25 protein-coding genes are annotated in these 26,630 nt (G+C 39.8%); 12 read left to right on the top strand and 13 right to left on the bottom strand.

Translation table 11 applies throughout. From position 1 onward, the window contains the following. Window positions 1–131: 131 nt before the first annotated feature. The 4 genes from R9C00_15785 to R9C00_15770 form a co-directional block, all read right to left on the bottom strand. On the bottom strand, window positions 132–1,013 hold the full coding sequence (locus R9C00_15785; protein WPO33163.1) for an aldose 1-epimerase family protein: 882 nt from the start codon (window positions 1,011–1,013) through the stop codon (window positions 132–134). Window positions 1,014–1,129: 116 nt separating this feature from the next. Next, window positions 1,130–2,359, bottom strand: coding sequence for an ABC transporter permease (locus tag R9C00_15780; protein ID WPO33162.1), 1,230 nt, complete (start codon window positions 2,357–2,359; stop codon window positions 1,130–1,132). A gap of 221 nt (window positions 2,360–2,580) precedes the next feature. Next, window positions 2,581–3,249 carry an ABC transporter ATP-binding protein gene (locus R9C00_15775; protein ID WPO33161.1) on the bottom strand — a complete coding sequence of 223 codons (669 nt, stop codon included), beginning with the start codon at window positions 3,247–3,249 and terminating at the stop codon, window positions 2,581–2,583. A gap of 87 nt (window positions 3,250–3,336) precedes the next feature. Then, window positions 3,337–3,942 carry a glutathione peroxidase gene (locus tag R9C00_15770; GenBank protein WPO33160.1) on the bottom strand — a complete coding sequence of 202 codons (606 nt, stop codon included), beginning with the start codon at window positions 3,940–3,942 and terminating at the stop codon, window positions 3,337–3,339. Window positions 3,943–4,125: 183 nt separating this feature from the next. On the opposite strand from R9C00_15770, the gene R9C00_15765 reads away from it, so the two are divergent. Beyond that, window positions 4,126–5,346 carry a hypothetical protein gene (locus tag R9C00_15765; GenBank protein WPO33159.1) on the top strand — a complete coding sequence of 407 codons (1,221 nt, stop codon included), beginning with the start codon at window positions 4,126–4,128 and terminating at the stop codon, window positions 5,344–5,346. Between the two features lie 43 nt (window positions 5,347–5,389). Beyond that, a complete protein-coding gene (locus tag R9C00_15760; GenBank protein WPO33158.1) occupies window positions 5,390–6,520 on the top strand; it encodes a glycerate kinase in 1,131 nt (376 codons plus the stop codon). Here the strand turns inward: R9C00_15760 and R9C00_15755 are convergent. Beyond that, entirely contained in the window at window positions 6,517–6,903 is a 387-nt protein-coding gene (locus R9C00_15755) for a hypothetical protein (protein ID WPO33157.1), read from the bottom strand. The two genes, R9C00_15760 and R9C00_15755, sit on opposite strands and share 4 nt — an antisense overlap. A gap of 302 nt (window positions 6,904–7,205) precedes the next feature. On the opposite strand from R9C00_15755, the gene R9C00_15750 reads away from it, so the two are divergent. Next, entirely contained in the window at window positions 7,206–8,078 is an 873-nt protein-coding gene (locus R9C00_15750; GenBank protein ID WPO33156.1) for a hypothetical protein, read from the top strand. 40 nt (window positions 8,079–8,118) lie between these two features. On the opposite strand, the gene R9C00_15745 is transcribed toward R9C00_15750, so the two are convergent. Further along, a complete protein-coding gene (locus tag R9C00_15745) occupies window positions 8,119–8,610 on the bottom strand; it encodes an LEA type 2 family protein (protein WPO33155.1) in 492 nt (163 codons plus the stop codon). Window positions 8,611–8,706: 96 nt separating this feature from the next. Between R9C00_15745 and R9C00_15740 the strand changes: the two genes are divergently transcribed. Next, window positions 8,707–9,246: a DUF255 domain-containing protein gene (locus R9C00_15740; protein WPO33154.1), complete on the top strand. Its 540-nt coding sequence runs from the start codon at window positions 8,707–8,709 to the stop codon at window positions 9,244–9,246. Window positions 9,247–9,338: 92 nt separating this feature from the next. On the opposite strand, the gene R9C00_15735 is transcribed toward R9C00_15740, so the two are convergent. Together R9C00_15735 and R9C00_15730 are read right to left on the bottom strand one after the other, a co-directional pair. Further along, a complete protein-coding gene (locus R9C00_15735; GenBank protein ID WPO33153.1) occupies window positions 9,339–10,322 on the bottom strand; it encodes an N-acetylmuramoyl-L-alanine amidase in 984 nt (327 codons plus the stop codon). Between the two features lie 15 nt (window positions 10,323–10,337). After that, window positions 10,338–10,829, bottom strand: a complete 492-nt coding sequence (locus tag R9C00_15730; GenBank protein ID WPO33152.1) for a low molecular weight protein-tyrosine-phosphatase — start codon at window positions 10,827–10,829, stop codon at window positions 10,338–10,340. Between the two features lie 271 nt (window positions 10,830–11,100). Here R9C00_15730 and fbaA point away from each other — a divergent pair, with 271 nt between their 5' ends. Further along, window positions 11,101–12,180, top strand: a complete 1,080-nt coding sequence (gene fbaA, locus R9C00_15725; GenBank protein WPO33151.1) for a class II fructose-bisphosphate aldolase — start codon at window positions 11,101–11,103, stop codon at window positions 12,178–12,180. 76 nt (window positions 12,181–12,256) lie between these two features. Here fbaA and R9C00_15720 read toward each other — a convergent pair whose 3' ends face one another. Then, complete coding sequence (locus R9C00_15720) at window positions 12,257–13,462, bottom strand: NAD(P)-dependent oxidoreductase (GenBank protein ID WPO33150.1); 1,206 nt, start codon at window positions 13,460–13,462, stop codon at window positions 12,257–12,259. A gap of 499 nt (window positions 13,463–13,961) precedes the next feature. On the opposite strand from R9C00_15720, the gene R9C00_15715 reads away from it, so the two are divergent. Further along, window positions 13,962–15,101, top strand: coding sequence for a BamA/TamA family outer membrane protein (locus tag R9C00_15715; GenBank protein WPO33149.1), 1,140 nt, complete (start codon window positions 13,962–13,964; stop codon window positions 15,099–15,101). A 288-nt stretch (window positions 15,102–15,389) separates the two neighbouring features. Further along, window positions 15,390–16,487, top strand: coding sequence for a lysylphosphatidylglycerol synthase transmembrane domain-containing protein (locus tag R9C00_15710; protein WPO33148.1), 1,098 nt, complete (start codon window positions 15,390–15,392; stop codon window positions 16,485–16,487). A gap of 74 nt (window positions 16,488–16,561) precedes the next feature. On the opposite strand, the gene R9C00_15705 is transcribed toward R9C00_15710, so the two are convergent. Beyond that, the gene (locus tag R9C00_15705) at window positions 16,562–17,122 is read right to left on the bottom strand and encodes a hypothetical protein (protein ID WPO33147.1); all 561 of its coding nucleotides are present in this window, start codon (window positions 17,120–17,122) and stop codon (window positions 16,562–16,564) included. Between the two features lie 505 nt (window positions 17,123–17,627). On the opposite strand from R9C00_15705, the gene R9C00_15700 reads away from it, so the two are divergent. The 4 genes from R9C00_15700 (at window position 17,628) to R9C00_15685 (ending at window position 21,297) form a co-directional block, all read left to right on the top strand. Next, the gene (locus R9C00_15700) at window positions 17,628–19,007 is read left to right on the top strand and encodes an MATE family efflux transporter (protein ID WPO33146.1); all 1,380 of its coding nucleotides are present in this window, start codon (window positions 17,628–17,630) and stop codon (window positions 19,005–19,007) included. Between the two features lie 155 nt (window positions 19,008–19,162). Continuing rightward, window positions 19,163–19,870: a 2-phosphosulfolactate phosphatase gene (locus tag R9C00_15695; protein WPO33145.1), complete on the top strand. Its 708-nt coding sequence runs from the start codon at window positions 19,163–19,165 to the stop codon at window positions 19,868–19,870. A 2-nt stretch (window positions 19,871–19,872) separates the two neighbouring features. Then, window positions 19,873–20,343: an SsrA-binding protein SmpB gene (smpB, locus tag R9C00_15690; GenBank protein ID WPO33144.1), complete on the top strand. Its 471-nt coding sequence runs from the start codon at window positions 19,873–19,875 to the stop codon at window positions 20,341–20,343. A gap of 132 nt (window positions 20,344–20,475) precedes the next feature. Further along, a complete protein-coding gene (locus R9C00_15685) occupies window positions 20,476–21,297 on the top strand; it encodes an aminotransferase class IV (protein ID WPO33143.1) in 822 nt (273 codons plus the stop codon). A gap of 66 nt (window positions 21,298–21,363) precedes the next feature. On the opposite strand, the gene R9C00_15680 is transcribed toward R9C00_15685, so the two are convergent. From R9C00_15680 to R9C00_15670, 3 genes are all read right to left on the bottom strand, one after another. Beyond that, window positions 21,364–22,395, bottom strand: coding sequence for a M23 family metallopeptidase (locus R9C00_15680; GenBank protein WPO33142.1), 1,032 nt, complete (start codon window positions 22,393–22,395; stop codon window positions 21,364–21,366). Between the two features lie 200 nt (window positions 22,396–22,595). Continuing rightward, window positions 22,596–23,537 (bottom strand): thioredoxin-disulfide reductase, encoded by a 942-nt coding sequence (gene trxB, locus R9C00_15675; protein WPO33141.1) that lies wholly within the window; start codon window positions 23,535–23,537, stop codon window positions 22,596–22,598. A 181-nt stretch (window positions 23,538–23,718) separates the two neighbouring features. Further along, complete coding sequence (locus tag R9C00_15670) at window positions 23,719–24,501, bottom strand: NIPSNAP family protein (GenBank protein ID WPO33140.1); 783 nt, start codon at window positions 24,499–24,501, stop codon at window positions 23,719–23,721. A gap of 429 nt (window positions 24,502–24,930) precedes the next feature. On the opposite strand from R9C00_15670, the gene R9C00_15665 reads away from it, so the two are divergent. Next, window positions 24,931–26,502: a glycoside hydrolase gene (locus R9C00_15665; protein WPO33139.1), complete on the top strand. Its 1,572-nt coding sequence runs from the start codon at window positions 24,931–24,933 to the stop codon at window positions 26,500–26,502. Window positions 26,503–26,630: the final 128 nt, after the last annotated feature.

Genomic DNA, 26,630 nt, shown 5'->3' with positions numbered 1-26,630 from the left:
TATTATGGAAAATAGGTCGATTTAGCTGTTTGCGATTGTTTAATTCATTTTTAATTAACACAGGGTTGTTTTGAAGGTTTTGATATGAAAGATTGAACTAAGGGTTTAAGGAAGAGCTTTTCTCCTAAACCCTACTCTTCAATACTCACCGTATGTTCACAAGAAAACTTCCCTTTAGGTGCTAGTTTTATCATGCCTGTTTTTTTGGTGAAGTCGCCATTGTGGTCAGTGGAATCTGCTAAGCCGAACCAAGGCTCTATGCATACAAAAGGCGATTCTGAATTTTTAGACCAAATGCCCATGTGGGGGAAGCCCTTGAAGCCTACGCTCAGTTTTGGAAGCTCGCTTCCCGATTGAATGCTGATGGTATCGGATTTTAAGCTATCGAAGACCAAGGCATCTTGGGCGAAAAGGTTGTCGGTGATAGGAAGAAAATCTTGATTGTCAAGTGTCTTTTCTGTTTCCCCTGTGTACAAACCTCCATCGCCAATCAGCAACCTTTTAGCTGTTTCTTTTTCACTAAAAACCAATTGGTAATCCGAACGCTTTTTAGCAGGATCGATAGGGCAATTGAAGGCGGGGTGTGCGCCAATGGAGAAATACAAGTCCTTGTTGTCCGAAGGGTTTTCTACTTCGTAGCCTATGCTGAGGGTATTTCCCTTTACTTCGTAAATTGCTTTTAGCACGAATGAAAACGGGTAGGTCTTGAGTGTTTCTTCGCTCTCTTTCAATACCAAGCTAATGTGGGATTTACTTTGGCTTTCTATTTCAAAATCCAAGTTTCGTGCGAAGCCATGTTGAGGGAGTTGGTAGGTTTTTCCTTCAAATTTGTATTCGTCGTTTTTTAACCTGCCTACGAAGGGGAACAAGATACAAGAGTGGCGACCCCAGTGGGCGGGGTCGGCTTGCCAAAGGTATTCGGTGCCACTGGCTTTGCTTTTGATTCCGGCAAATTCGGCTCCTTTTTGGTTGATGGCTACGCTTATAGTTTCGTTTTCGATATTGAATTTCATAAGTAGTAAAAGGTTTAAAGCTTAGAGGTGATAGTCTTAAAGGACGAATGCGATTGGAAAAATATTGACAAAATTGTTTTTCAACTTCTAGCCTCAAAATATTAAATATAAATTTTTCATCCCATAAAAAGCATACGAACCAGCTCATTAATATTGGAATGAAGAATAGCGATGAGCAGAGCTGCAAATGTTGCGCTAATGAGAGTTGAAATCAAGATTTCGGCTAGTAAAAACTTAGCGATCGTTCCTTTTCTTCCTCCAATCTTAAACGTGGTTTGGATTTCAGCTTCTCTTAATCGGGTAGAAAGTACGAAGACTAAGAACAGGGCTAAGAAAGTGGCGAATGATACAATGGCTATAACCGCATCGAGCACATTTCTAATTCGGAAGATGTTTTGGAGCAAGCCATCTATTACAGTAGTGGGTTTTACTATCTGGTATTTTTCTTCCTGTTGCAAGTATTTTCCTTGAAGCAACGTCCCTGATTTTTGGTCCTTGGGGAAAGCGATGACTGCCGTAATGGGGTAGGTGGTCAAATCTCCGTGAAAATGGAACGAGCCAATGTTTTCTTCTGTGATTTCATTATAGTTCATGAGCTTGGAAGTTGTTTGTACAACAGAATCGGAGCGGGAAGCAATGAGGCTTTCGTCTTCCAGTTTGGTGACATCTTGGTGTCCATGTCCCAAACCTTGGATTATCCAAGTGGTTTTGAGATCGGTAAAAATGCCGAGGTCATCGGGTGAATGAGAGGGAGCTAGCACGCCCACAATGTTCATTTTGAGAGGATAGATTCCCGCTAGGTCAAATAGGTTTTCGGGGGAAGAAACAATGCTTTGCCCCACACCAAGTTGCAAAGCTTCGGCTACTTTGGCGCCAATTATGCATTCGCCTATCATCGTAAACTTTCTTCCATTTGTCAGTTTTAACTTTCTGAACTTGAAGTAGTCCAAGCTAGTCCCGATGATGGGGAAGCCTTGAGCGGAAAAGCGGTTGTAAATAGGCACGGCCGAAGCAAGTTCAGAGGCATCAATCTTTTTTGTTCCCTCTAAGCTGATCAGCTCGGGTGATTCATTATCAAAGTACAAGGCATTCATACAGAGGTCGAGCGCACTCCCTTTTGAGCCTACAAGGAGCGGGGTCGCTTTTGCCCGTGACATCAGCTGCTCCTCGCTGGCATTGAGCAGCACTTCTAGCGCAGCAGGTAAAAACAGGATAATAGTTACGCAGGCAACTAAAATACTGGTTTTTATCTTGTTGTGAAGAATGTATTTGGAGGCTATGTAAAGAGTGTTTTTCATGCTATTAGCTACATTGTAAGCAGCAATGGTTTTTATAGTTTTTATCACCTTGCAGCATTTTGTGATTTGGCGTAAAGTTACTGGTTGCTCGTTTCTCGTTACTAGTTTTTCTTAAGAAAAGCCCTAAAACTTTCTCATCATTAGGATGTTTGGCTCTAGGTTTTTTGAAGGTTAATTTAATACTAGCAACCAGTAACTCGGGACCTTCAGCAGGAACTGAAAAGTATGATCAACGAATAAAAAAAGCTTCAATATACTTTTGCGGCTAACTAAGAATTACTGCTTTTGGTAAATGTATTGAAATCGAAAACTCGGTCGAACCTTGGTAGTAGTTCGTGGTCGTGGGTGACGGCTAAGAGCGTTGCATTTTCCTTTTCCACCGCATCAAAAAGTAAATCTAAAATTCGGGTTTTGTTTACTGGATCGAGATTGCCCGTTGCTTCATCGGCGAGGATGAGCTTGGGCTTGGGCAGCAGCGCTCGGCAGATGGCTGTGCGTTGCTTTTCTCCTTGGGAAAGCTCCGATGGTTTTCGGCTGAGCTTGTCGGAAATGCCCATTTGCCGAGCAAGCAATTTTGCCCTTTCCTTCACTTCAGAGCTTAGTTTTAATGCTTTGGTGATGCGGTAGGGATGCAAAATATTGCCGAACACGTTGAGGTAATCGAGCAATTCAAAATCTTGGAAAACGAAACCGATATTGGAAATGCGGAAGTCCCTTCGTGCTTGATCGTTCAGTTGGTGGACGGGTTGCTCGGCTACCTCAACCGCCCCTTTTTCGGTGGGGAAAATTCCCGAAATCAGGTTGAGCAAGGTCGTTTTTCCCGAACCACTCGGTCCGATAATAGCGACCTTTTCTGCTTTCTTAAGCTCAAAGTCTTCAATATGAAGGCTGAACTCTCCCGAAGGGTATTGGAAATGAAGATTTTTAATGTGAATCATACAACAAAGCTAGTCTGAAATTCAAATGGAATAACCGTCGCAAAGCTAGCTAGTAGATTTCTCAATCTTATAACTCGTACCTGAAACTTACTGCATTATTTTCGAGATGATTTCTTCATCGGTAGGTTTTGTTTTTGAACCATAAAAGCCGATAAGCGTACCTTTTTCATCTACCAAGTATTTACAAAAGTTCCACGACGGAGCTTTGTCATTCCAGCCATTTTCTTCTTTGGAAGAAAGCCATTGATAAAGCGGATGTTGCTTTTTTCCTTTCACGGATATTTTTTCAAACATTTGGAATGTAACGCCATAGTTTCTCTCGCAAAAAGAAGCTATCTCTTCGTTTGTACCAGGTTCTTGTTTCATAAAGTTGTTGGCGGGAAACCCAAGTACGGTTACTTTTCCTTCGTACATTTTATGAAGCTTTTGAAGGTCTTCGTATTGAGGCGTGAACCCACATTTGGAAGCCACATTCACAAGCAAAACCTTCTTGCCTTTGTACTTTTCAAAACTGATTTCTTCTCCATCAATTGAAGTCATTTTGAAGCTATAAAACTTGCTTTCCTCTTCTTGGGAAACCATGCCTTTGGGCTTTTCTTCTTTAAAATCAAATTTATTAGAATACCCTACAAAAGCGGCTAAGCCTAGGACGGCGAAGGACAAAACGGAGGTTAAGGCTATTTTTTTCTTCATCTTTCTACTATAAATATATCTTCCAATGTTGCAATTTAGGTAAGTTTTTAGAAACAGAGTAGCATAAAGTTTTGCGGAATTGCTTCTGATGTTTGCAACTGTGGGAATAAGTGATTTGTTTTAGATGCTGTTTTGAAAACACATTCCCAAACGACTACAAAGCATATCTGTTCCCGAAAATAAATGCAGGACATTTTCCAAGATTATGTAGGCTTGTTGCAGTACATGACCATCCCGCTAGTAAGTGGTTTGGTAGGCTGGTGGACGAACGTGATGGCGGTGAAAATGACTTTTTACCCCATTGAGTTTGTAGGCATTCGACCCTATTTGGGCTGGCAGGGGATTATCCCGAGCAAGGCAAAGAAGATGGGGGGGAAAGCGGTAGATTTGCTTTCGCAAAAGCTGCTTAGCATGGAAGTGGAGTTTGAGCGGATTGATCCTATTCGAGTTTCAGAGGAAATGAAGCCCGCCCTAGAGGATATGTCCAAGAAAATTATAGATGAGGTGATGGTGGCTCAGATTCCAGACCTATGGGAGAAAGCTCCCCAAGGTATGCGGGATGCTATTTACGAAACGGTCGCGAAGGAAATGCCCCATCTCATCCAACAAATTATGGACGATATGAAGAATAATATCGACCAACTTATCGACTTGAAAACCCTTACGGTTAATACGCTTTCGAAAGATAAGGAACTTGTAAACCAGATTTTTTTCGAGTGTGGACGAAAAGAATTTCGCTTTATTGAAAAGTCAGGTTTCTATTTTGGGGCACTCTTTGGCTTGGTTCAGATGATTGTTTTTTATTTTTATAGTCCTTGGTGGATGCTTCCTCTTTTTGGGGTTTTGGTTGGCTATGCAACAAACTGGTTGGCATTAAAACTTATTTTTGAGCCTACTCAGCCCCGTAAGTTTGGACCAGTGGTGGTGCAAGGATTGTTCCTTAAAAGGCAGCAAGAAGTGGCAGGGGAATATGCCAACATCATTGCCACAAAACTGCTGACTTCGGAAGCTATTTTTGAGTACATGGTTCGAGGCCCAGGTTCAAAGAACCTGGCTGAATTGGTAAAAAACCATGTGGACCATGTGGTAGATAAAATAGCTGGAAATGCTCGTAATCTCATAGATTTGGTTTCTGGACCTGAAAAGATGGAAGTGATCAAAAGTATTGTTTTTTTTAGGTTTAGGCAGGAGTTACCAATCTCCATACGCTCCATATTTAAGTATGCGGAAGATGCGCTAAACATTCGAGCAGTTCTGAGCGAGCGCATGATAGCCCTTTCTCCAGAGGAATTCGAATCTTTTTTGAGACCTGCTTTTCAAGAAGATGAACTTACGTTGATTTTGGTAGGAGCACTCTTAGGCTGTCTAGCAGGTTTTGCTCAATATTTTATTTTCTTTAGTTGAATATAAAACTGATTATAGATTTTCAACCACTAACTGAGCCATCATGAATTTTCTGATTTCCCCCAATTCGTTCAAAGGAAGCTTAGGTGCTTTTGAAGTAGCCGAGGCGATAGAAAGAGGATTAAAAAAAGCCAGCAAAAGTTTTGAAACTCGTTGCGTGCCCATAGCCGATGGAGGTGACCATTTTGCTGATGTGCTCACAAAGGCTCTAGGAGGAAGGTTCGTTGAATCGGAAGTTACAGACCCATTGGGGGCAAAAGTGAAGGCTAAGTTTGGAATAACCCCGAAAGGAGTAGCTATCATAGAAATGGCTAAAGCCTCTGGGCTTGCTTTGCTCAATCCGAATGAGCTAGATGCGCTGAATGCTAGTTCAATAGGCACAGGCGAGCTGATGAAAAAAGCGGTAGATGAGGGTTGTAAAGAAATTATTCTGGGAATAGGAGGGAGTGCGACAACGGATGCAGGAGTTGGGATTTTAAAAGCATTAGGAATTCGGTTTTTTGATAAAGATGGAAAAGAAGTTTGGCAGGGTGGTGAAGCTGTTGGGAAAATCCAGTCGGTAGATACGAGTGGGTTAGATACTAGGTTTGAAGCTGTTGATATAAAAATTGCTTGCGATGTGGAAAATGAGTTATTAGGGGAAAGAAGTGCAGCAAAAGTTTTTGCGCCTCAAAAAGGGGCTTCGCAATTAGATGTACAAAAGCTTGATGAAAGTTTAAAGAGCTTTGCGGATTTCACTCAAAAAGAATTGGGAAAAGAAATAGGTAGCTTAACACATGGTGGTGCAGCTGGAGGGATAGCCGCTGGGCTTTATGCGTGGCTAGGCGCCGAACTTTGCAACGGCATTGATTTGGTAATGGATCAACTTGGTTTTGATGAGCACCTCCCATGGGCAGATGTAGTAATCACCGCTGAGGGTAAATTAGATTTTCAGACCCTGGATGGGAAAGGTCCTTATGGAATAGCGATAGAAGCAAAGAAACATGGGATATTGACGGTAGCTTTTGCAGGGGCTATCCCTCCTTCGGAGTTAGAGAAGTTTGAAGCTTTTGACACACTTCTAGCAATTGCAGATAGTCCAATGAGTTTAGAGAAATCCATGAAGGAATGTGGGCGACTTCTTGAAAATGCTGCTTTTCAGGTGGGGAAATTGTTGTTGGTAAGTAGAGGTTAGGCATCTAACCATTGATTTGCTTCCTTTGAATCATCGCTTATATGTACGAGTATATCGGATTGTATTTTAGCTAATAACTTTGTGAAAGAACTTTCTGTATCTGCTGGGATTACAGCTACTTTAGCATTGAAACCAAGCTCTTTGAATACTCTGGGTAAAAAGCTGAAAAGAGACCATGACCTGGTTTTATAGTCCGGGTTTTTGAGTAGAGCCTGGTTAAGAAGTATTTTTTTTATCCCTCCCTTGGCTGCGAAGAGGAGGGCATGATCGTTGGCAAATTGGAATTGGGGGAAGGTTGCTTCTCCTTTCCAATCCACCACAATTGTTGCGTTTTGCTCGTTTAAATAAACGCTTACATTCGGTTCTTCAAGAATTGTTTTCATTCAGGTGGTCTTGGTGTTTGATAAAGTTATATTGCTGAGCTTTTCAAGCAAGTAAAAGGGGAAAAATTACTTGAAAATATATAAAAAATGGTAATATTGCGCCATTCAGAATTGAATCAAAAAACATCAACATATAAGGAATGGAAGAGAATAAGAACAAACCTGCTAGTGACGAAATAGACATCAGGGAGTTTTTGCTTAGTATTCGAGATGGAATCGCTAAGTTTTTGAGTTGGATATTTAAAACATTTTTAATACTACTGATTTTCCTTCGGAATTTTGTGGTAGCTAGGTTTAAGTTTTTGGTTTTAGGAGGTGTTTTAGGAGGCTTGCTAGGTTTCGGGTATTATTCTATGCAAAACCCAAGTTATGAAACAGGGATTACCATTCGGTCAACTTATTTGAGAGGGCTTTATTTCAAAGCTGAGGTAGATAAACTAAGTGACTATTGTAGAAACAAAAATTACGACCTTCTTTCTCAAGAGCTGGGTATTCCAGAAGCAGAACTGATTTTTCTAAAGGGCTTTGAATCTGAGAATGTAAATAATTACTATAATATATATTCATTTTATAACTCTACTGAAAATATTGACTCAGTTATATTGGCTGCCGAGCTTGGGTCAAGCTTATTTGTAATTACTGCAAGTGTCAATATTGAAAGTGAAGATTCCACTCCCAATTTGAGTATGTTAGAGAAGGGCTTGCTTCATTATTTTGAAAAAAACCCTTATATCAATCGTTTGTATAATACAGAGTTAAGTAGGTTACAAGCTAGGAAAAAGAAGCTTGAGACAGAATTATCAAACCTTGATTCGCTGAAAACGATCATTAAAGAAAAGCTGAAGAAAAATGAACTTACTTCGGCTGCTTCATTAGAAATTTCAGTTCGTGAAAATAAAAATGATGATGTGGTGAGTAATCCGTTATCAATTTTTGACCAAGATTATCAATTTTTTCAAGAGCTTCAGGAAGTTAATACAGAATTAGCCTTGTTGGAAAAGGTGCAAGTGGTGAATGGGTTTAATGGAGTAAAACTAAATAAACAAGCCTTCTTATTAAAATCTGTTGCTTATGGTGGACTTTATGGAGGTTTAGCTACTATAGCTATATTTTTGCTATTAGCTGTCAATCATTACCTTACTAATGAAGAAAAGAAAATGGCCTCTGAAAAATAATCAGAAGCCATTCAATATAAATATATCGTTTGCTGAAGAATTATTTTGAAAGCTTAAGTTCGCCGGTATAATCAATTGGGACATTGAATTTTATACCGGCGGCTTTCATTTTGATCACTCCATTATACTTTACCCCCACTTTTTTGTTTGAAGTCATATACTGTAAGGCAGTGAAGAAGTTGTCATAAAGCTTTTCCGTAGGAAACTTGATACTGAGAGGTACCTCGAAATCTGAATTAGCTTTTACCTTAGAAGAGCGTAGTTGCTTGATATTATTTACCTCAATATCATTTACACTTAATGCAAGATCTATCTCCGTTAGCGTTAATGAAAAAGTATTGGGATTGAACAAAACCGCATCTGCTTGGAGTTCAATTTCTTTTTGATCGAACTTAGCTATAGTTATGTTTTTCACAGTTTTGAATTCGGGCTCTTTATAGGCTATACAAGAAGAAAGTAAAAGGCTAATAAGAACAGGAACTAATACCGCTTGAAGTGCTGTTTTCTTTGATGTTAAGACTAATGGCTTCATTTTAAGAATAGTTTATATTAAAATAGATTTTCCAAAAGTAGGCAAATGGCTGTTGATCAGCCAGTATTATTTAAGAAAAGACACTATCAATTACGTATGAAAATCCTCAGTTTATTAATATCTCTTTTTGTGTTTACTTCATTTTCTCCAGTTGCTTCACCTGAAAAACCTTCATTTGAGGAAATTGAATGGATAAGTTTTGAAGAGGCAATTGAGCGAAATAAAAAAGAGCCAAAGAAAATATTTATTGATGTTTATACCGATTGGTGCGGATGGTGCAAGCGGATGGATCAGACTACCTTTAAAAATGAAGTGATTTCCAAATTGCTGAGTAAACATTACTATGCAGTAAAGCTTGATGCGGAGCAGAAAGAAGCTATCGAGTTTGATGGGAATACATTCAAGTTTGTAGCAAATGGTAGGAGAGGGTATCACGAATTAGCTGCTGCACTCTTACAGAATAAACTTAGCTTTCCCACAGTAGTGTTTCTTGATGAGCAAATGAGGATGATTCAGCCAATTCCAGGTTACCAACAGCCACAGTCCCTTGCGCCTATTCTTCAATACATAGGTGAGGATCATTTCAAGAAAACCCCATGGGAAGATTTTCAAAAAACATATAAATCTCAATTTTAAAGACAGTAGAAACGCTCTACATCTATTGAAAAGCCCCAAGCCCCGCAATAATTAATATCGAAGGGGCTTGGGGCTTTTTGTATAACTAACTTTTAGTTGTTAAGTTTTACCACGAAAGCATCTTTAAACCCTAAATCCTTCATTTTTTCCTTAAGCTTAGAGGCAAGGGCTTGTTCGTATTCATGGCCTACCATATAGCGGTATTTGTATGCCGTTTTTGCACCTTCTATTTTATGTTCTTCTACTCTCATACCAATGTCCTTAAACTTATGATAATCGAGTGCGATGGGCTTAATACTAGCCATTATTTGAACTTTATAAACCGTTTTTCGAGGCTCTTTCTTTTTAATGTTGTGCTTTACCGATATAAAATCTCGAAAAGCCCTGAAAATTGCTGAGGCAATAAGATCCTGCCCTTTTTCGGAGTTAAGGTATTTTTCTTCAGTAGGGTTGGTAAGAAAGCCGACTTCTACCAATACCCCCGACATTTCCGTGTATTGCAGCACTTGTAAATTGTACCCCCTGTCCCTAGCGTCCATAATGCCCCGGCTCTTTCTTCCAGCCCTTTCAGAAAATTGCTTTTCAATAAGAATGGCTAAGGTTTGGCTGGGCTTAAATTTGTGGCTATGGATATGCGTGCGGGTACCATAAATAGCTTTATTTGGGTTAGAATTGCAGTGAATACTGATGAAATAATTAGCTTTATTGCTGTTAGCAGTTTCTACAATATCATCTAGGCTGACTGTTTTATCCGTCTTGCGAGTATAGATTACGTTTACCTCGGGGATTTTGGTTTCCACATAGTTACCTAGCTTGAGGGCTATATCGAGGTTAAGATCTTTTTCATGTTTGGTTTTAGCAGAACCTCGAGGCTTTCCGGGGTCTCTTCCCCCGTGTCCGGCATCAATTACCAGTGTCAATTGTTTTTTTACAGGGGTAGCGGGAAGGGTAGTGCTTGCTTGCTGCTGTGCCCACAAGGATGTAGGCAATGTGCAAGCAAAAAATATAAATATATACGAAAAAAACACTTTCATATTTGTCTGTAGCTGGTCTATGTTTTTTCTACGTAAGCTCATCAACATTTTTTTGACCTAACTTTTTGGGTTAAGGTTGTGTTTGCTAATAAGGTAATCTAAAAAATTACTGTTGCTTTCCAATAGGATTTGGTAGCAATCTTCAAAGGCAGTATCACCTTGGTAATAAGGGTCTTCTACAGCTTTTCCAGAGCGCTTGTCATCAAAGTCGCGCATCATGTAAATATGCTGGTCTTTTCCCAAACCTCCTTTTTTTTCGGCTTCAATATCTTTTTTGTTGTTTGAATCCATTGCTATGATGTAATCAAACTTTTGAAAATCTTGGCTTTCAAATGGTCTGCTGCGATGGGTAAGCTCAATGCCATGGCTACTAGCGGTGTTCCGCATCCTTCGGTCGGCAAGTTCTCCGGCATGGAAGCCGATCATGCCGGCTGAGTCATAACCAACCTGGTCTTCCAAGCCTTTTTCTGAAACCAAGTGGGCAAATACGCCTTCGGCCATAGGAGAGCGGCAAATATTACCCAAGCAAACGAAAAGTACATTAATCATATAAGATAATAGAAAGTTAAAAAATATAATCGAAATTAGAGGCTCTTATAATCGAGCAAGATATTTCAAAATTATAAAAAAGAAAGTTTTGTGGGCTATTAATGAAATGTTTCTGTAGAGGAAGTTTTTGAAAACGTGGCAAAGTATAGAGACCAAACCTGATGTTGGTCATAAGAACTTTGAGATTAAAATTGAAAATTTGCAGAATTATAGCTTTCTTGGCAAACTCAAATACAATCGAATTTTTAATTATACGTGTAAATCAATTTTTATGGCAGCTAAAACTGAATTTAAGCCCGGAGTTGTAACCGGAGACGATCTACAAGCATTATATGCATACGCTAAAACTAAAGGATTTGCCCTACCAGGCGTGAACGTTATTGGCACAAACACCGTAAATGCGGTAATGGAAACTGCTCGTGACCTCAACGCTCCGGCAATGATCCAGTTCTCTAACGGCGGTGCTCAATTTTTTGCAGGGAAAGGACTTTCAAACGAGGGGCAAAAGGCTTGTATTGCAGGTGCTGTTTCTGGTGCGAAGCACGTTCACGCGCTAGCTGAACTTTACGGTGCGGTTATCGTATTGCATACTGACCACTGTGCGAAAAAACTTCTTCCTTGGGTAGATGGCATGCTAGATGCTGGCGAAGCTTTTTATAAAGAGCATGGAAAGCCGTTGTTTAGCTCGCACATGATTGACCTTTCCGAAGAGCCTTTAGAGGAAAATATCGAGATCTGTAAGAAATACCTAGAGCGTATGAGCAAAATAGGTATGACCTTGGAAATAGAGCTTGGTGTGACGGGTGGTGAAGAAGATGGCGTTGACAATACAGATGTTGATGTTTCTAAACTTTATACGCAACCTGAAGAAGTTGCTTATGCTTACGAAGAACTTTCTAAAATCAGCCCAAAATTTACTATAGCAGCTGCATTTGGTAATGTTCATGGTGTGTACAAGCCAGGTAACGTAAAACTAGAGCCGAAAATATTAAGAGACTCTCAGGAGTATATCAAAGAGAAGTATAAAACTGAAGATGACCGCCCTATCGACTTTGTATTCCATGGTGGTTCAGGATCAAGTGTAGAAGAGATCAGAGAAGCAATTGGTTACGGTGTGGTAAAAATGAACATCGATACTGACCAACAATGGGCTAGCTGGTCTGGAGTGAGAAATTACTATAAAGAGAATGAAGGCTATCTTCAGACTCAAATTGGCAACCCAGACGGTGAAGATTCTCCTAACAAGAAATACTACGATCCAAGGGTATGGCTTCGCAAGGCTGAGGTTTCGTTCAATGAAAGGCTTAAAAAAGCTTGTGAGGATTTGAATAACGTGAATACGTTAGCTTAGATATTTCTCTATTTCTTATAAAGAAAAGGTTCTGCAACCCTTTTGGTGCAGAACCTTTTTTACTTTAACTTATTTTCTAGTCAAGCCCTGCCACGTAATCCTTAAGGTAGCTGTATTTATCGGTTAGCTTTCCATGTTCGGCAATTGTCGCTCTTTCAATCATCCCGTCGTCTTTCACAAGCAGGTTGTCCAATACATTTTCAATCAACTGTTCCCCAAAGCTTTGGGAAGCATCCCGGGGGAGTTCGTTAGGCAAATTATCCACTGCCATAACAGTGATGTTTTTCCTAGATGAAAAAGCAGGCGTGATCAGGTCTTCTTCGGGCATGTAATCGTAGAAAGGGGTATCGATCGTTGAAGCTTTTTTGGTAGAAGGGATAGAGCCGTCAATGTCGCAAGTAATATCGGCAATTAGCTTAATTCTAAAATCCTCTTGCTTGCAATCTTCTTTAGTGAAAAGAACAGGGGCTTTTGGGTCCCAATAAGCGCCAGCAATGAGCATATCTGTCACCTTGGTAAAAGGAGCAAAGGTCGATTTATAGTCTTGTGGGTTTGAAAAGAAGTTGGCAATCTCAAACTTTTTACCCCCTTTATGTTCATTATAATCACCAGGGTTGAGTTGTGTAAAGACAGCATCTTTAAACTCTTTTTTCAAAAAATCACTGGGACTTACTTGTTTGATTTTCATCCCCTCCAAAGTCTCCATTGCGCCTTTAGCAACCCTTCCGCCTCCAGTGAGGGCTATTTTAATTGGGGGGAGTTTCACTTTGGCAAATTCCGACTTCATTTCTGCCATATCAAAGCATTGATAAGCTGGCTTCAAATCGAATAAACCATATCTTTTCCCCCAACCAATGATACCATTGTAAGCACCTACGAGTCCGGCAAACCTACCAAATGCAATCACCCTGATTCCTTTGTCATCGGTAAGCGTTTCGTAGTCAATCATCTTCACCTTATTGTTGAGAATGGTGATCATAAGGTGGCGATTATAGGGCTGTTTCTTTATGGTATGAGAGAAAAATAGATATGTTTTCTTTGATAGAAGGTCGGAAACAGGAACTTCCTTTATGCCCAGAATAATGTCGCAGTCAGCTACACTATCTACTATTTCAAAACCAGCTTTGCTATATTCAGAATCCTTAAAGCACCTAAGTGGGCTTTTTTGGACTTTGACCTCTACGTTCGAGTACTTTTTTATAACCTCTTTGCACTGCTCTGGCGTTAAGGCCACTCTTCTGTCTATAGGCACTTTTCCTTCTCTTACTATTCCCAACTTCATATTATTAAGGATTTATATTTTGTCTAATATCTTGCTTGTTAACCACTTGAGTGGCATGTTGTCTTGTTATGACCACTATGGGGCTATGTTTTAGGCTAGGTATAGCAACTTGATACCTAGCGTGAAATATGCCAAATTTAAAGTTCTGATAAAAGGCTTTTCTCGAAAAAAGTGAAATATATTATTCCACGATAAATCGTTCTGAACGTCTTTCAATTACTTCACAGCCACTGCCCATGCATTAATATACAATCTTAGTTTTTCATCTTTAAGTGTATTCGAAATGAAACTAAAGAATATTCTAAAATGCAATCTTGTCAAAAATCATCATCGGTTCATCGGCTTTTGTACTTTATCGCAAATATTTTCATAACTTGTACGGTTTTAGTAAGGAGAGAAATAGCCTTAGGAAGTGTATTCGGCTATGGTTACTCCCAATATTAACGTTAACGCAAGGTTATAGAGCCGTACCTAGATTTAACCGCGAAAAGATTGATTTATGAATTTCGAAAAATCGGAAGGGATATTGTTTGTCCCAGTTTTACTGCTGCTACTTGTGGCGGCTTTTGAATGCAAAGGCGAGGAGTGGTTGGCTGAGGGGGATACGGTTACTAAAGTAAAAAAAGAAAACATTTGGAGGAAGGGAAATATTGTTCCGCTGCCTGTGGCTTTTTATAGCCCTGAAACGCAATTAGCATTCGGTGCAGTTCTGATGAATTTTTTTAAGCTGAATAAAAATGATACAATTTCAAGAACGTCCAATGCGCGTACTGCGCTCATCTACACTACTCGTAACCAGTTTATAACCAACTCAGATTATAATATTTTCTTTAAAGAAGAGGCTTATCAGTTAAGAGGCTCCATCTCGTTTTTGAAATTCCCAGATAACTATTACGGAATTGGCAACGATACTGATTTGGGCAACGAAGAGGTTTATGAAAATAATATTTTCAACTTCAGCACTCGGTTTACTAAAAACTTGGGAAAGGGGCTGTTTGTAGGCTTGCAATATAATTATTATAACATGTTCAATATCAAACCTGAAGAAGGTGGCGAGCTTGCAGATTTGAATATTTTGGGCTCGGAAGGGGTTTCTTTATCGGGCTTAGGGTTTATCATGACATACGATAGGAGAGACAATACATTAAATGCCAGCAAGGGTATGTACCTTGAAATCTCAAACCGGTTCTACAGCTCGGTTTTAGGCAGTAGCCACGATTTCAATGAGGTAAAGATAGATGTTAGAAAATACTTCAAGATAGCTTCAAAACATGTTGTAGCGCTCCAAAGTTTGGGGAATTTCAATACCGGAAGTGTTCCCTTCCAGAAGATGGGCTACCTAGGTGGCGATAAGCTTTTGAGGGGGTATTACCGAGGAAGGTATCGAGATAAAAATGCGCTGGCTTTGCAAGCTGAATACCGTTATTCTGTTTGCCCAAGGTTTGGTGTGGTGGTGTTTGGTGGAGTAGGGCAAGTTGCTGCAAGCCCATCCAACTTTACCCTTGATAGGATGAAAGAATCGTGGGGGGCAGGGCTAAGGTTTACATTAAATAAGAAAGAAAGTCTAAACTTAAGGGTTGATTATGGCATGGGAAGGGACGTCAGTAATTTTTACATAAACCTCGCTGAAGCATTCTAGTGCTCTTTCGCAAAAATTCACAGTAATACTATAGTTTGTTAAACAAACTCTCCCCTACATATCGGATTTTTACTTTCTGATGTATTTATCTATTTTCGCCAAGTTTTTTAAAGGATTAGAGGTTTTTTATGAATAAAAAGCATAATAAATGCTCGGGTACGCCATTGGAAAACCGAACGATTGTTGAAGAATAAACATTGAAGGCCTCTGGCTGTTTTCTTCAAGGTAATTAACTAATTAATTTAACACGCTCGATTACGTATTTAAGCTGAAAAGCAGCTTCGCCTCATGGATGATAAAAGCTCGAAAATACTAAAATCTATCAGCCCTAACAAAATCATTATTCCAGTAATGATAGGAGTAGGGGCAGCCATCTTTATGTTTATGACATCGGATGAGCTAAGTATAGAAGAAATACTACAATACTTTGGAAATGCGGATTTAAAATGGATTGTACTTGCCATATTGGTTCTTTTGGCTCGTGACTTTGGTTATATCTACCGTATTCGCCACCTTACCGATAAGCAACTTAACTGGTGGGCAAGTGCCTTTGTGATCGTGCTTTGGGAGTTTGCCTCAGCGGTTACTCCATCTGTAGTGGGAGGTACGGCAGTTGTTGTTTTTATCATAAATAAAGAAGGAATACCTTTTGGGAAATCCTTGGCATATGTGATGCTGACAGCCGTGCTCGACAATATGTTTTTTGTAATTTCCTCCGTTGTTGTTTTTATGCTTCTTCCCAATAACATTATATTTCCACAGCTAGGAGAGATGGTAGATGCTGGAGCAACTTCATTGGTCGTAGTTTACTTGCTCAGTTCAGGATTGATCGCTTTTTATACGTTGGTAATGAGCTACGGCTTGTTTATTAAGCCCAGAGCGTTCAAGTGGATTTTGATCCGAATAACGGGGCTTCGTTGGTTGAAAAAATGGAGGAAAAATGCTATTCAGATAGGAGATGATGTGATTACAGCTTCTGAAGTGTTGAGGGAAAAGCAATGGAAGTATTGGTCGAAGGCGATTGTCTCGACTATTTTCATTTGGTCTGCTAGGTATCTTATGCTCAACTGCCTAATTGCGGCATTTACCAACATCAATCCTTACGATCATTTCGTGATCTTCGGAAGGCAAATCATTATGTGGATCGTCATGCTGATATCCCCAACACCAGGAAGCACAGGCACCGCCGAATATTTCTTTGGTTTATTCTTCAAAGAGTTTTTCGAAGTAGCTGCCTTTAGTTTGGCTGTGGCACTTTTCTGGCGATTATTTACTTATTATGCCTACTTGGGTATTGGCGTAATTGTACTTCCTCAATGGCTCAAAAGAGTGTTTGGCGTAAAAAAGCCAACTAAAAAAAATGAAGAAAATATCCCTCAGAACTAGGTTTGAATAGTTTAAAAAAGGCTTCGGTAAATTATTTGCCGAAGCCTTTTTTCTGATCCTGAAGATCAGGTTTGTTATTTCCATTCGAAGGCGAACTCTGTGAATTCATCTCCCTTAGCTAGTGAAGCCCTTCTCTCAAAAACAAGCTCTTTGCAGTTTGCCATTTCAAGTGCCTTGTTCATCCATCCTGCTATTCTATATTCAACTATTTCATTGATCATTGGAAATTTCAATATCCTAACAGCTAGGTGCTTACGACCTTTTTCGCTCAATACTATTTCCGTTGGCTCGAAGTAAGTAGTGAAGATTTTCGAGGCTTTTGTCATTAAAAACTGTGGGGTTGACAAAAGAAGAAACGCTTTGTAGACTCCTTTGAGGGCATGTGCGGCACTATTGATCCCCATTTCTTTTGAGCCTTTTTCCATGTCTCCATCAAAAAATAAATCAATTACTTTTTGAGAGGGAATTATGTATGCTTTTTCCATATCGTACCAAGAAGAAGAATCAATCACTCCTTCAAGAAGTATTCTGCTATCAGCAGGAAGTGATGCTAGCCATTGGGTATATTGAGTAGAGTATTCCCTTTTTACATAATCCCTTGTGGTAATTATTGCAGTACCTTTAACTTTTGTCATAATAGGTTTAAAATGTTCAATTAAGAGTGTTTGCCCAGCTATGGAAAAAGCGATTAGATAAATGTGTCCAATCCATTTAAGGAGCTGATGATATGCTAACGTAACAATAGTAGTTTCTTTATACCTTCCAAACCCTATTATTTCTTAACAAGAAATTGTCCTGAATTTTGTCAGATATGTACCTAGGGTCAAAAAGTTGAGATTTTTCTAGGAATTAAGATGAAAACCCTTTCTTTTGCATTCAAAATTTATGAGGGCGTTTAGCTCTTGTTCAAAAACTAAATCAAAAGTGCCTTTTATGTTAATCTTCATTCCACAAATTATGATTCCTACCCAAGGGAATAACACCAGCCTTCAAGCAGATCTGGTGTATGGAATGATGTGGCATTCAATCTCCCACAGGAGGTACATTCCCAACTTTATCTAAGTAGGATTGTTTTTTTCCACACTAGCCTCTTAATCTCTTCATTCATTTTTCGATTTCACCTTTTAAAAGAAGATCGTCATGTCTTTTTTGTCTACATATAAACCGCATTATCAGAGGAACTTAGCGATAGCTATTCCTATAATTTTATCTCAAGCAGGGCAGATGCTTACGGGCATTGTTGATAATATAATGGTAGGAAGAGTAGGAACTACCTCCCTTGCTGCGGCCTCTTTGGCTAACAGTGTATTCTTCAATATCATCATTTTTGGTATCGGATTCACCTTTGGTCTTACGCCTCTAATCGGGACAGCATCGGCTAGGAAAGAGGTAAGGAAAGTGGGCGAGCTACTTAGCCAAAGCCTGCTGATCAACATGTTACTTGGAGTGCTGATTTTCATCGTATTGTTTTTTGGATCTCCGCTCATTCATTTGATGAGCCAGCCTGAAAACGTGGTGGAATTGGCAATACCTTATTTCAACATCATCGGGCTTTCATTTATTCCCATGATGTTTTTCTTGACTTTTAAGCAGTTTACCGAAGGACTTTCCATTACCAAACCGGCAATGGTAGCTACCATTACGAGCAATATTATCAATATCATACTCAACTACATCCTTATTTATGGGAAGATGGGCTTTGAGCCAATGGGCTTGAACGGAGCGGGGTGGGCTACCTTGATCTCTCGTGTGACTATGGGAGTATTGTTGGCTTTATGGGTGTTCCAGTCCAAAAAATGCAAAATTTATACTCAGTTTTACAAATGGCTTTTGCTGAAAAAGGAGACAGCCCTCAACTTGGTAAAGATGGGGATGCCTATCGGTTTTCAGTTTACCTTAGAAGTGGCTGCTTTTAGCATAGGTACTATTATGCTTGGCTGGATAGGAGAGGTGCAACTTGCCGCTCACCAAATAGCCCTGAGCATGGCATCCCTAACCTACATGATGGCCAATGGGTTGGCCTCGGCCACTACTGTGAGGGTGAGTAACCTGTATGGCGAAAATAACTTCAAAGAAGTGAGAAATGCTGGTGTAGCATCCTTACATCTGGTGGTTGTTTATATGGCTTTCTGTGGCCTCCTCTTTTATCTGTTCAATAAGGAGCTGCCAGTTATGTTTGTGGAAGACCCTGAGGTGCTGACTGTTGCGGCTAATTTGCTGATATTCGCAGCATTTTTTCAGATATTCGATGGGGTTCAAGTAGTAGCTATTGGTTCACTGAGAGGGCTTTCAGATGTGACTTCGCCAACCTACATTGCTTTTTTCTCTTATTGGGTTTGTTCTTTGCCTTCAGGTTATTTGTTAGCTTTCCATTTTGGGCTAAACGAATACGGTGTTTGGATGGGATTCTGTATAGGTTTGGCTATCGCATCGGTACTTTTGGTGATGAGGTTTTTCAAAACGCATAAGAAAATGTCTTTGCAATACGGACAATCTTTGGCAAAGCCAATAGAAGCCTAAAATAGTGCTAATTATTTGACAACAAGTCTCCAGTGTTTCTTGGTTTCTTTTTTTCTGAAATTAGCACTGCTGCTTGTTAAAATAAGATTAAAAAATCATTACTTTTGACTATATGGGATGAGGTAGTTAGTTACCTCTTTCATGACCGGCTTTTTATGAAACAACTAGAGATTTGTTATTCGCCTGGGTTAGCCCCAGCTTATGATTTTGAGGAAAAAACAGTAGTAGTGACGGATATATTCAGGGCTACTTCCTGTATGGTGTCGGGAATAGCCAGTGGGCTGAAGGCAATCGTCCCAGTACTTACGCTTGAAGAAGTTCCTCCTTTCAAAGAGCAAGGCTTCCTCACGGCAGGAGAGCGAAACGGGGTTAAAATCCCAGCCTTTGATTTTGGTAATTCCCCATTCGATTTTATGCAAGCTGAGTACAAGGGTAGGTCGGTAGTGATGACAACGACCAATGGTACAAAAGCCATTGATTGTGCAAAAAGCGGGAACGAGATTTTGATTGGAGCATTTTTGAACATAAGTGCAGTTGCTAAAATTCTTCGCGAAAGCAGCAAAGATGTTGTGGTCTTATGTGCTGGTTGGAAGAACCGTTTCAATTTAGAAGATACATTATTTGCGGGTGCTTTGGCTACTATGCTCTCTTCAGAATTTGATGTCTCATCAGACGAAACAAGAGCAGCTATGTTGCTTTATGAGCAGGCTAAAAATAATTTGTTGGGCTTTTTGGAAGTTTCGAGTCATGCTCAGAGGCTCGGGAAACTTAATGGGGGAAAGGACATTGCTTTTTGCCTCAAACACGATGAGTTCGATTCCGTACCAGTTCTCAAAAATAATCAATTGATTAAATACGAGTAGAAATGGCAGGTAATAAATTGGATTTCAAAAAATCCGTAGTTATAAAAAACAAAAAGGCATCTCATGAATACATATTTCTCGATAAGTATGTAGCTGGGATTGTGCTGAAGGGAACAGAGATCAAGTCTGTACGAATGAGCAAGGTGAATTTGCAAGAAGCCTACTGCTTTTTCATAGACGATGAGCTTTGGATTCGTTCTATGCACGTGAGCCCTTATTTGAGCGCAGGTTTCATGAACCATGTTTCCAAATCAGATAGGAAGCTTTTGCTAAAGAAAAAAGAATTGAAAAAGTTACAGATGAAAATGCAAGATGTGGGGCTGACCATCATTCCCACCAAACTTTTTATCAATGACAGGGGGCTTGCCAAAGTTGAGATAGCCTTGGCAAAGGGTAAGAAGCTCTATGACAAACGTAACGATATTAAAGAAAAAGATAACAAAAGAGAGCTTTCGCGAATGAAGTTCAATTGAAGTTATCTAAAGTAAGAGGTTTCGTGGTGAGAATTGATCGCCTAGGGCAAAATCAGTCATTCGTAGCCGAAAAATTTTACTTTGGGCAGCTTCTTAATAAGCTCTAACAGTCACAGTATAATTTAACCTTAAATGGTAGTAAGTTTCAATTACAAACTTATTGACAACCGCGAACTAGAAATCCCTTTTGTCAACAGAGCTTTCAAATATGGTGATGGGCTTTTCGAATCAATTATGTTTAAAAATGATTCGATTTGTTATTTGTCTGACCATATTAAAAGGCTGAAAAAAGGAATGACGGCCCTTCGTTTTGAAGGGGTAGATGGTATAAAGAAAGACATTATCGAGCACCAGATTTGGGAATTGGTGAAGCGTAACCATGTCCAAGAAGGTGGCGGACGTATTAAAATTCAGGTTTGGAGGAAAGATGGAGGGCTTTACATTCCTGACAACTACCATTTTAACCTGTTTATTTCCATCGATAAAACGTATGCAAAACCACAGAGCAAAAGACATCTTAAAAATGTAGATTTTTCTACTAATGTCACCATTTTTCCTACTAACTATTCCCGGTTCAAGACCTGCAACTCCCTCCCATATGTGATGGCAGGAATTGAAAAACAACACAGGGGACTTGATGAAGTAATCTTATTAGATCATAAAGGAAATATTTCTGAATGTTCGAGTAGCAATATTTTTTGGGTGAAAAAGAATAAAGTCTTTACCCCAAAACTATCTACAGGTTGTATAGCAGGTGTTGCCCGGAAAAATATCATTAAGAAGCTCAGGAAAGAAGGCGTGCTAGTTACCAAGACCAAGTCCAAAGGAGCAGAGCTATTGAATGCAGATAGTGTTTTTATTTCGAATGTCTCATCAATCAAGCACATCAATGCTATAAAAAACAAGAAATTCTCCACATGGAATTTGATAGATGAAATACTTGAGAAGAAATGATTTGTTCCCAACAAAAAAGAGGGGCTTACAAATTTAATTTGTAAGCCCCTCTTTTTTGTTGGGAAACTATCTCACTCTTAAACTACGCCCAATTCTCAAGGTCGAATTTCTAGATATCCCATTCAACCTGCAAATTTTGGAAATGGAGGTGTGGTACCTGCGGCTTATTACCCAAAGGGAATCTCCACTTCTAATGCGGTGATATTGTGCCTTGCTTTGTTCTATTTGTTTTTTGTAATGATCTTTGGTAAGAACAAAGTCACTGCTTGTTACCAATGCATCTTTGTCAAAATCAAATAGGTAAGTAGGGTTGAAGGCAAAACCTTTGTAGCGAACTTCAAAGTGCAAGTGAGGCCCTGTGCTTCTGCCAGTGTTACCGCCCCATCCTATGAGCTGACCTGCCTTCACCGTATCTCCAACTTGTACCAAGTATTCCTTTAAGTGGCCGTAGAGCGTTTCAAGACCGTTGTCATGCCTTACCATGAGGTAATAGCCATAGCCGCCATAATTGTATTTAGCAATTCTGATAACTCCATCGAAAGCGGCAAAAACCGAATCGCCAATGTTCAAACCCAAATCTGTTCCGTGATGCCATCTCCATCTCCTCATACCAAATTTGGAGTTCACTTCGGTGTTGTGGAGTGGTGCCGACCAATTGTTTTCATCATAGAGTTTGAGGGGGACTGAGTCATTGAAGTCACCAATTTTAGTGCCATAAGGGTTCAAATTCCAACTATCCCAAATCGCATAATAATCTGCGTTTTCCAACCATTTCCTATCTATAAAAGTAGAATCTTCTCCTTTGTTACGGTAGATCATTACCTTAGAATCATCTAGGCATGTGTCTTTCCATACTTTTTTGGGAGGAGGAGCTGGCGTATTAGCCAACAAGTTGAAGTCTATTTGGGCTTGGTCAGCTACTAATCCTTCAAGCTTTTCGGTAAAAAGCTCATCCAAGCAATAGGCTCCAGAATCGGAGATGTAGGTAATAGGCTCTATTACCTGCTCGATGTTTTTCTTGTTTTTCTTTGCTTTCAGCCTTTTAAAGAACTGTGCTTCAGAAGAAGATACAAATGAAAAAACAAGTACTGCTATCAAAAACAGTTGTTTTATTCGATTCAAAACGATAGTACTTAGGTTAATAATATGAATATTAAGCGTGTTACTTAACGCAAAATACGCTGATTTTCTATTAAAATGCAATTTTGTTCTTTTTGATGTTAAACTCACTGTCTAACGAAAGAAAAAGGCTTTAGTATGTGACCCACACACCAAAGCCTTTTTTCGAACTTCAATTCTTATGCAGTAACCTCTTTAGCAGCAAGATAGCGTTCTGCATCCAACGCTGCCATGCAGCCAGTTCCTGCTGCTGTAACAGCTTGTCTGTAAATATGGTCTTGCGCATCACCAGCAGCAAATACACCTTCCACGTTGGTAAGGGTACTTCCTTTTTCAGTTATCAAATAACCATTTTCATCCATTTCCAACCAACCTTTGAAGATGTCGGTATTTGGTTTGTGACCAATGGCAACGAAGAATCCAGTTACTTTAATTTCAGAAGTTTCTTTTGTAATGTTGTTGATTAATCTTACGCCATCAACTCCTTCTTTGCCCAAAACCTCATCGGTAGAAGAGTTCCATAGGATTTCGATCTTCGGGTCGTTCATCACCCTTTTTTGCATGATGGTAGAAGCTCTCAATTCGTCTCTTCTTACTATCAGGTAAACTTTATTACAGATCTTGGCAAGGTAGCTGGCTTCTTCACAAGCGGTATCGCCACCACCCACTACTGCTACGTCTTGATTTCTGTAGAAAAAGCCATCGCAAACTGCGCAGGCAGAAACACCCATTCCGTTGAGGCGCTGCTCCGATTCAATACCCAACCACTTTGCCGAAGCACCAGTTGAGATGATGATAGTATCAGCGTGAATTTCCTCTCCATTGTCGGTAAAAGCCTTGTGGACTGGTCCAGTGAAGTCAACCTTGGTTATTAATCCAAGGCGTATGTCTGCGCCAAAGCGTTCGGCTTGCTTTTGGAAATCCATCATCATTTGTGGCCCTACTACGCCTTCGGGGTAGCCAGGGTAGTTTTCCACATCATTTGTGATAGTAAGTTGGCCACCAGGTTGGTCTCCTTGATAAAGTACCGGCTGCAAACCTGCCCTAGAAGCGTAGATTGCTGCTGTGTAACCTGCTGGTCCTGAGCCTATAATTAAACATTTAGTTCGTTCCTGTCCCATTGTATGATTTTAGTTATGCTATTTTTTGTGCTGAAATCGTCCGCAAAAATAATTTCATTATCCGAACAAACAAACTCATATGAAGGTTCAATCATGTGAGTTTGGGGTTCTGAAGACATATTTGGCTACAAAAACCTATCTTTTGAATAGGTTGAGGTTACTCATAATATATATATCAGACCTAAATTTGAGAATATTCAACAGGTTCTAGATAGATTTTGTTCACTTTAGAAACACTATCTTTATATTCTTTTTTATTCTTCATTTCATTCCAATCTGGGTGTTCTAAAAACTTTTTCCAGTTTGCTTCCCTCGCATCCATATCTTCGAACCAAAGCATGTAGGTCAAGCTCGGTAATTTGCTGCCAATAATCGTCTGTCCGAAAAACAATGGGTTCAATTTTACTTTGCGAAAGAGCTCAATCTCTTCATTGTTGAACATGGCAATTTTCCGCAATCCAGCATCTGCATTATGGCTTTCGTACTCTCTAAGTTCGAATATTCCCGCTTTCCCAGTAGGCTTTTCCATTTGGGGCATTCCCTCAAACGCATACAATAGAGAGCTTTCCATTCGAGAATAAACGGCATTGGCAGAAGGGGTTTCGTTATGTTTTTTTGCTGCCTCGGCAAACTCGCTATCTTTTTGCAGCTTGCTAGGGACTTTTACCAATTCGCCTTCGGAGGAATAGGGGAGGATAACATAAACTCTTGGAGGCTCGGGGCTGTGCAGCTCGGTGAAAACGCCAATATTATTGACTCCAGCTCGGTTCATCGCAGGGATTAAGGCATCTTTCAGGTATGCTCCAAACTTGTTGAGACCACCCCTGTTTTTGAGTTGGTAAACCCGTATTTCGTAGAGCTCTCGGGTTGCTTTTGGTGTCGCATTGGCAAGTGTAGAGCTTGTGAGACTTCCTACAATCATACTTGCCGTTGCAGCATTCTTTACAAAATTTCTTCTTTTCATTTTACTAGAGGTATTGTGTGTTGTGAAAAGTGTAAAGCCTTCAGCCTACATTCTCTAAAAGCTTGGAAAATGATTTGAGTTAGAAAGTTAATTGATAAATAATGAAAGGGGAAAATATCTTGATTTTATCGCTCCTTGGGCTAGTGTTTTTCTTACAAAAAAAGAGAAGACGATTCTCAGAACATATACAAATCCTTGTTTTATCATTTTACCCACCTATTCCTGACGATTTACACCCCTTATAGAATAGAAGGATTTACGATTATTGCATATAGACAAAGCTCTACGAGAACATGTTTTTACCTAGTTAAACATATGCACTTCTTCCCGAGAGAAGTGCATATTTCATATGATGTTAATTTTTTATTTTCAATATTAATGGTTACTTAGAGCAATCTTGTCTAAAGCAAATACCTTAACTATCAAATAATGCAATATTTTAGTTTATTAAAGAAGAGGGCGGTAGGTCTGTTTCTTTTACATTTTATTTTTTCATGTAATACCAAATCGGATAGCAGCCAAGAAGGCGGTTTGGGAAATGAACAGCCTAAAATCACCCTTCAAATCAACAGCAATAAGTCTTACCAAACGATTGACAACTTTGGGGCTTCGGATGCTTGGGCTTGCCAGTTTGTAGGGCAATGGCCAGACCAAAAAAGAGAAAAAATTGCCGATCTGCTTTTTAGCAAAGAGCTTGATGGGGAAGGCTCGCCCAAGGGCATCGGTCTTTCGCTTTGGAGGTTCAACATAGGAGCTGGAAGTGCGGAGCAAGGTAGTGAAAGTGGAATTGGCGATGAATGGAGAAGGGCAGAGTCTTTTTTGGAGCTTGACGGAACCTATAATTGGGACAGGCAAAAAGGGCAAGTGTGGTTTGCCAATGCGGCAAAGGAAAGAGGGGTAGGGAAATTACTGCTTTTCCCCAACAGCCCTCACGTGAACTTTACCAAGAATGGGAAAGCTTACTCATCCGATGGTAAGTCGAACCTAGCAGCAGATAAATACCCGGATTTTGCCGAATACCTGGCCAATGTAGTGCAAGGCTTGGAAAACAAAGGCTTGACAGTGGATTATGTCAGCCCAATAAACGAACCGCAGTGGGATTGGTCTAAAGGTAATCAAGAGGGTTGCCCATATTGGAACAATGAGATTGCCGATTTTGTAAAAGTGCTGAACAAAGAGTTTGAAGAGAAGGCTATCAGTGCCAAAATAGACATTGCCGAAGCGGGACAAATAGATTACCTCTACGAACAAGGTAACCGACCGGGTAGATCGAACCAGATTACCGATTTTTTTGATGAATCGTCTGAAAACTACGTGGGCGATTTATCCCATGTAGGGAATGTAATTTCGGGACATAGCTATTTTACTACTTCCCCCAATACTAAGTCTGTAGAGAAAAGAGCAGCTTTAGCAAATTCTGTGCGTAGCGTTCCAAAGTTAAAGTTTTGGATGTCCGAATACTGCATACTTGGAGGAAATGATGGGGAAATCAATGGGAACGGTCGGGATTTGGGTATTGACCCGGCTTTGTATGTGGCGAAGGTGATTCACAATGATTTGGTAGTTGCAAATGCGACGGCTTGGCAATGGTGGTTGGCTGTATCACCTTATAACTACAAAGATGGATTGGTGTATGTGGATTACCAAAAAGAGGACGGGGAAGTGTACGAAAGTAAAATACTCTGGGCTTTAGGGAATTTCAGTAGGTTTGTTAGGCCAGGTTTCAATCGAATAGATATTGCTCAGAGTAGTGGTCACCCTAATGAAAACCTCTTGTGCTCGGGATATAAAAGCCCGGATACGGGCGAATTGACAATAGTACTTGTAAACTCCGACAGTAAAGCTTTTTCCATCAATTTGGAGTTAGATAAACAAGCTGTAGCAGCTTCAAAAGCCTACCTCACTTCCAAAGACAAAGACTTAGAACAGGTCGGTTTAGTTGATGCATCATCTATCGAACTTCCTCCTCGTTCTGTTATGACCATAGTGTTAAATCCATAGTTTTTTGGGGTCTTTTTGCGCAACCTCTACTCTTTAGAGGTATAGGCGTGTTGTAAGTCAATATTTTTTAGCCGGTTCATAGTGCTGTTTCTGTAAAATATAGTCCTTATAGAAGGAACACTTCATAG

It is taken from the genome of Flammeovirgaceae bacterium SG7u.111, from assembly GCA_034044135.1.
Classification (GTDB): Bacteria; Bacteroidota; Bacteroidia; order Cytophagales; family Flammeovirgaceae.
The sequence above is the reverse complement of the archived record's forward strand: the minus strand, read 5'-3'. Positions and strand labels throughout refer to the sequence as shown.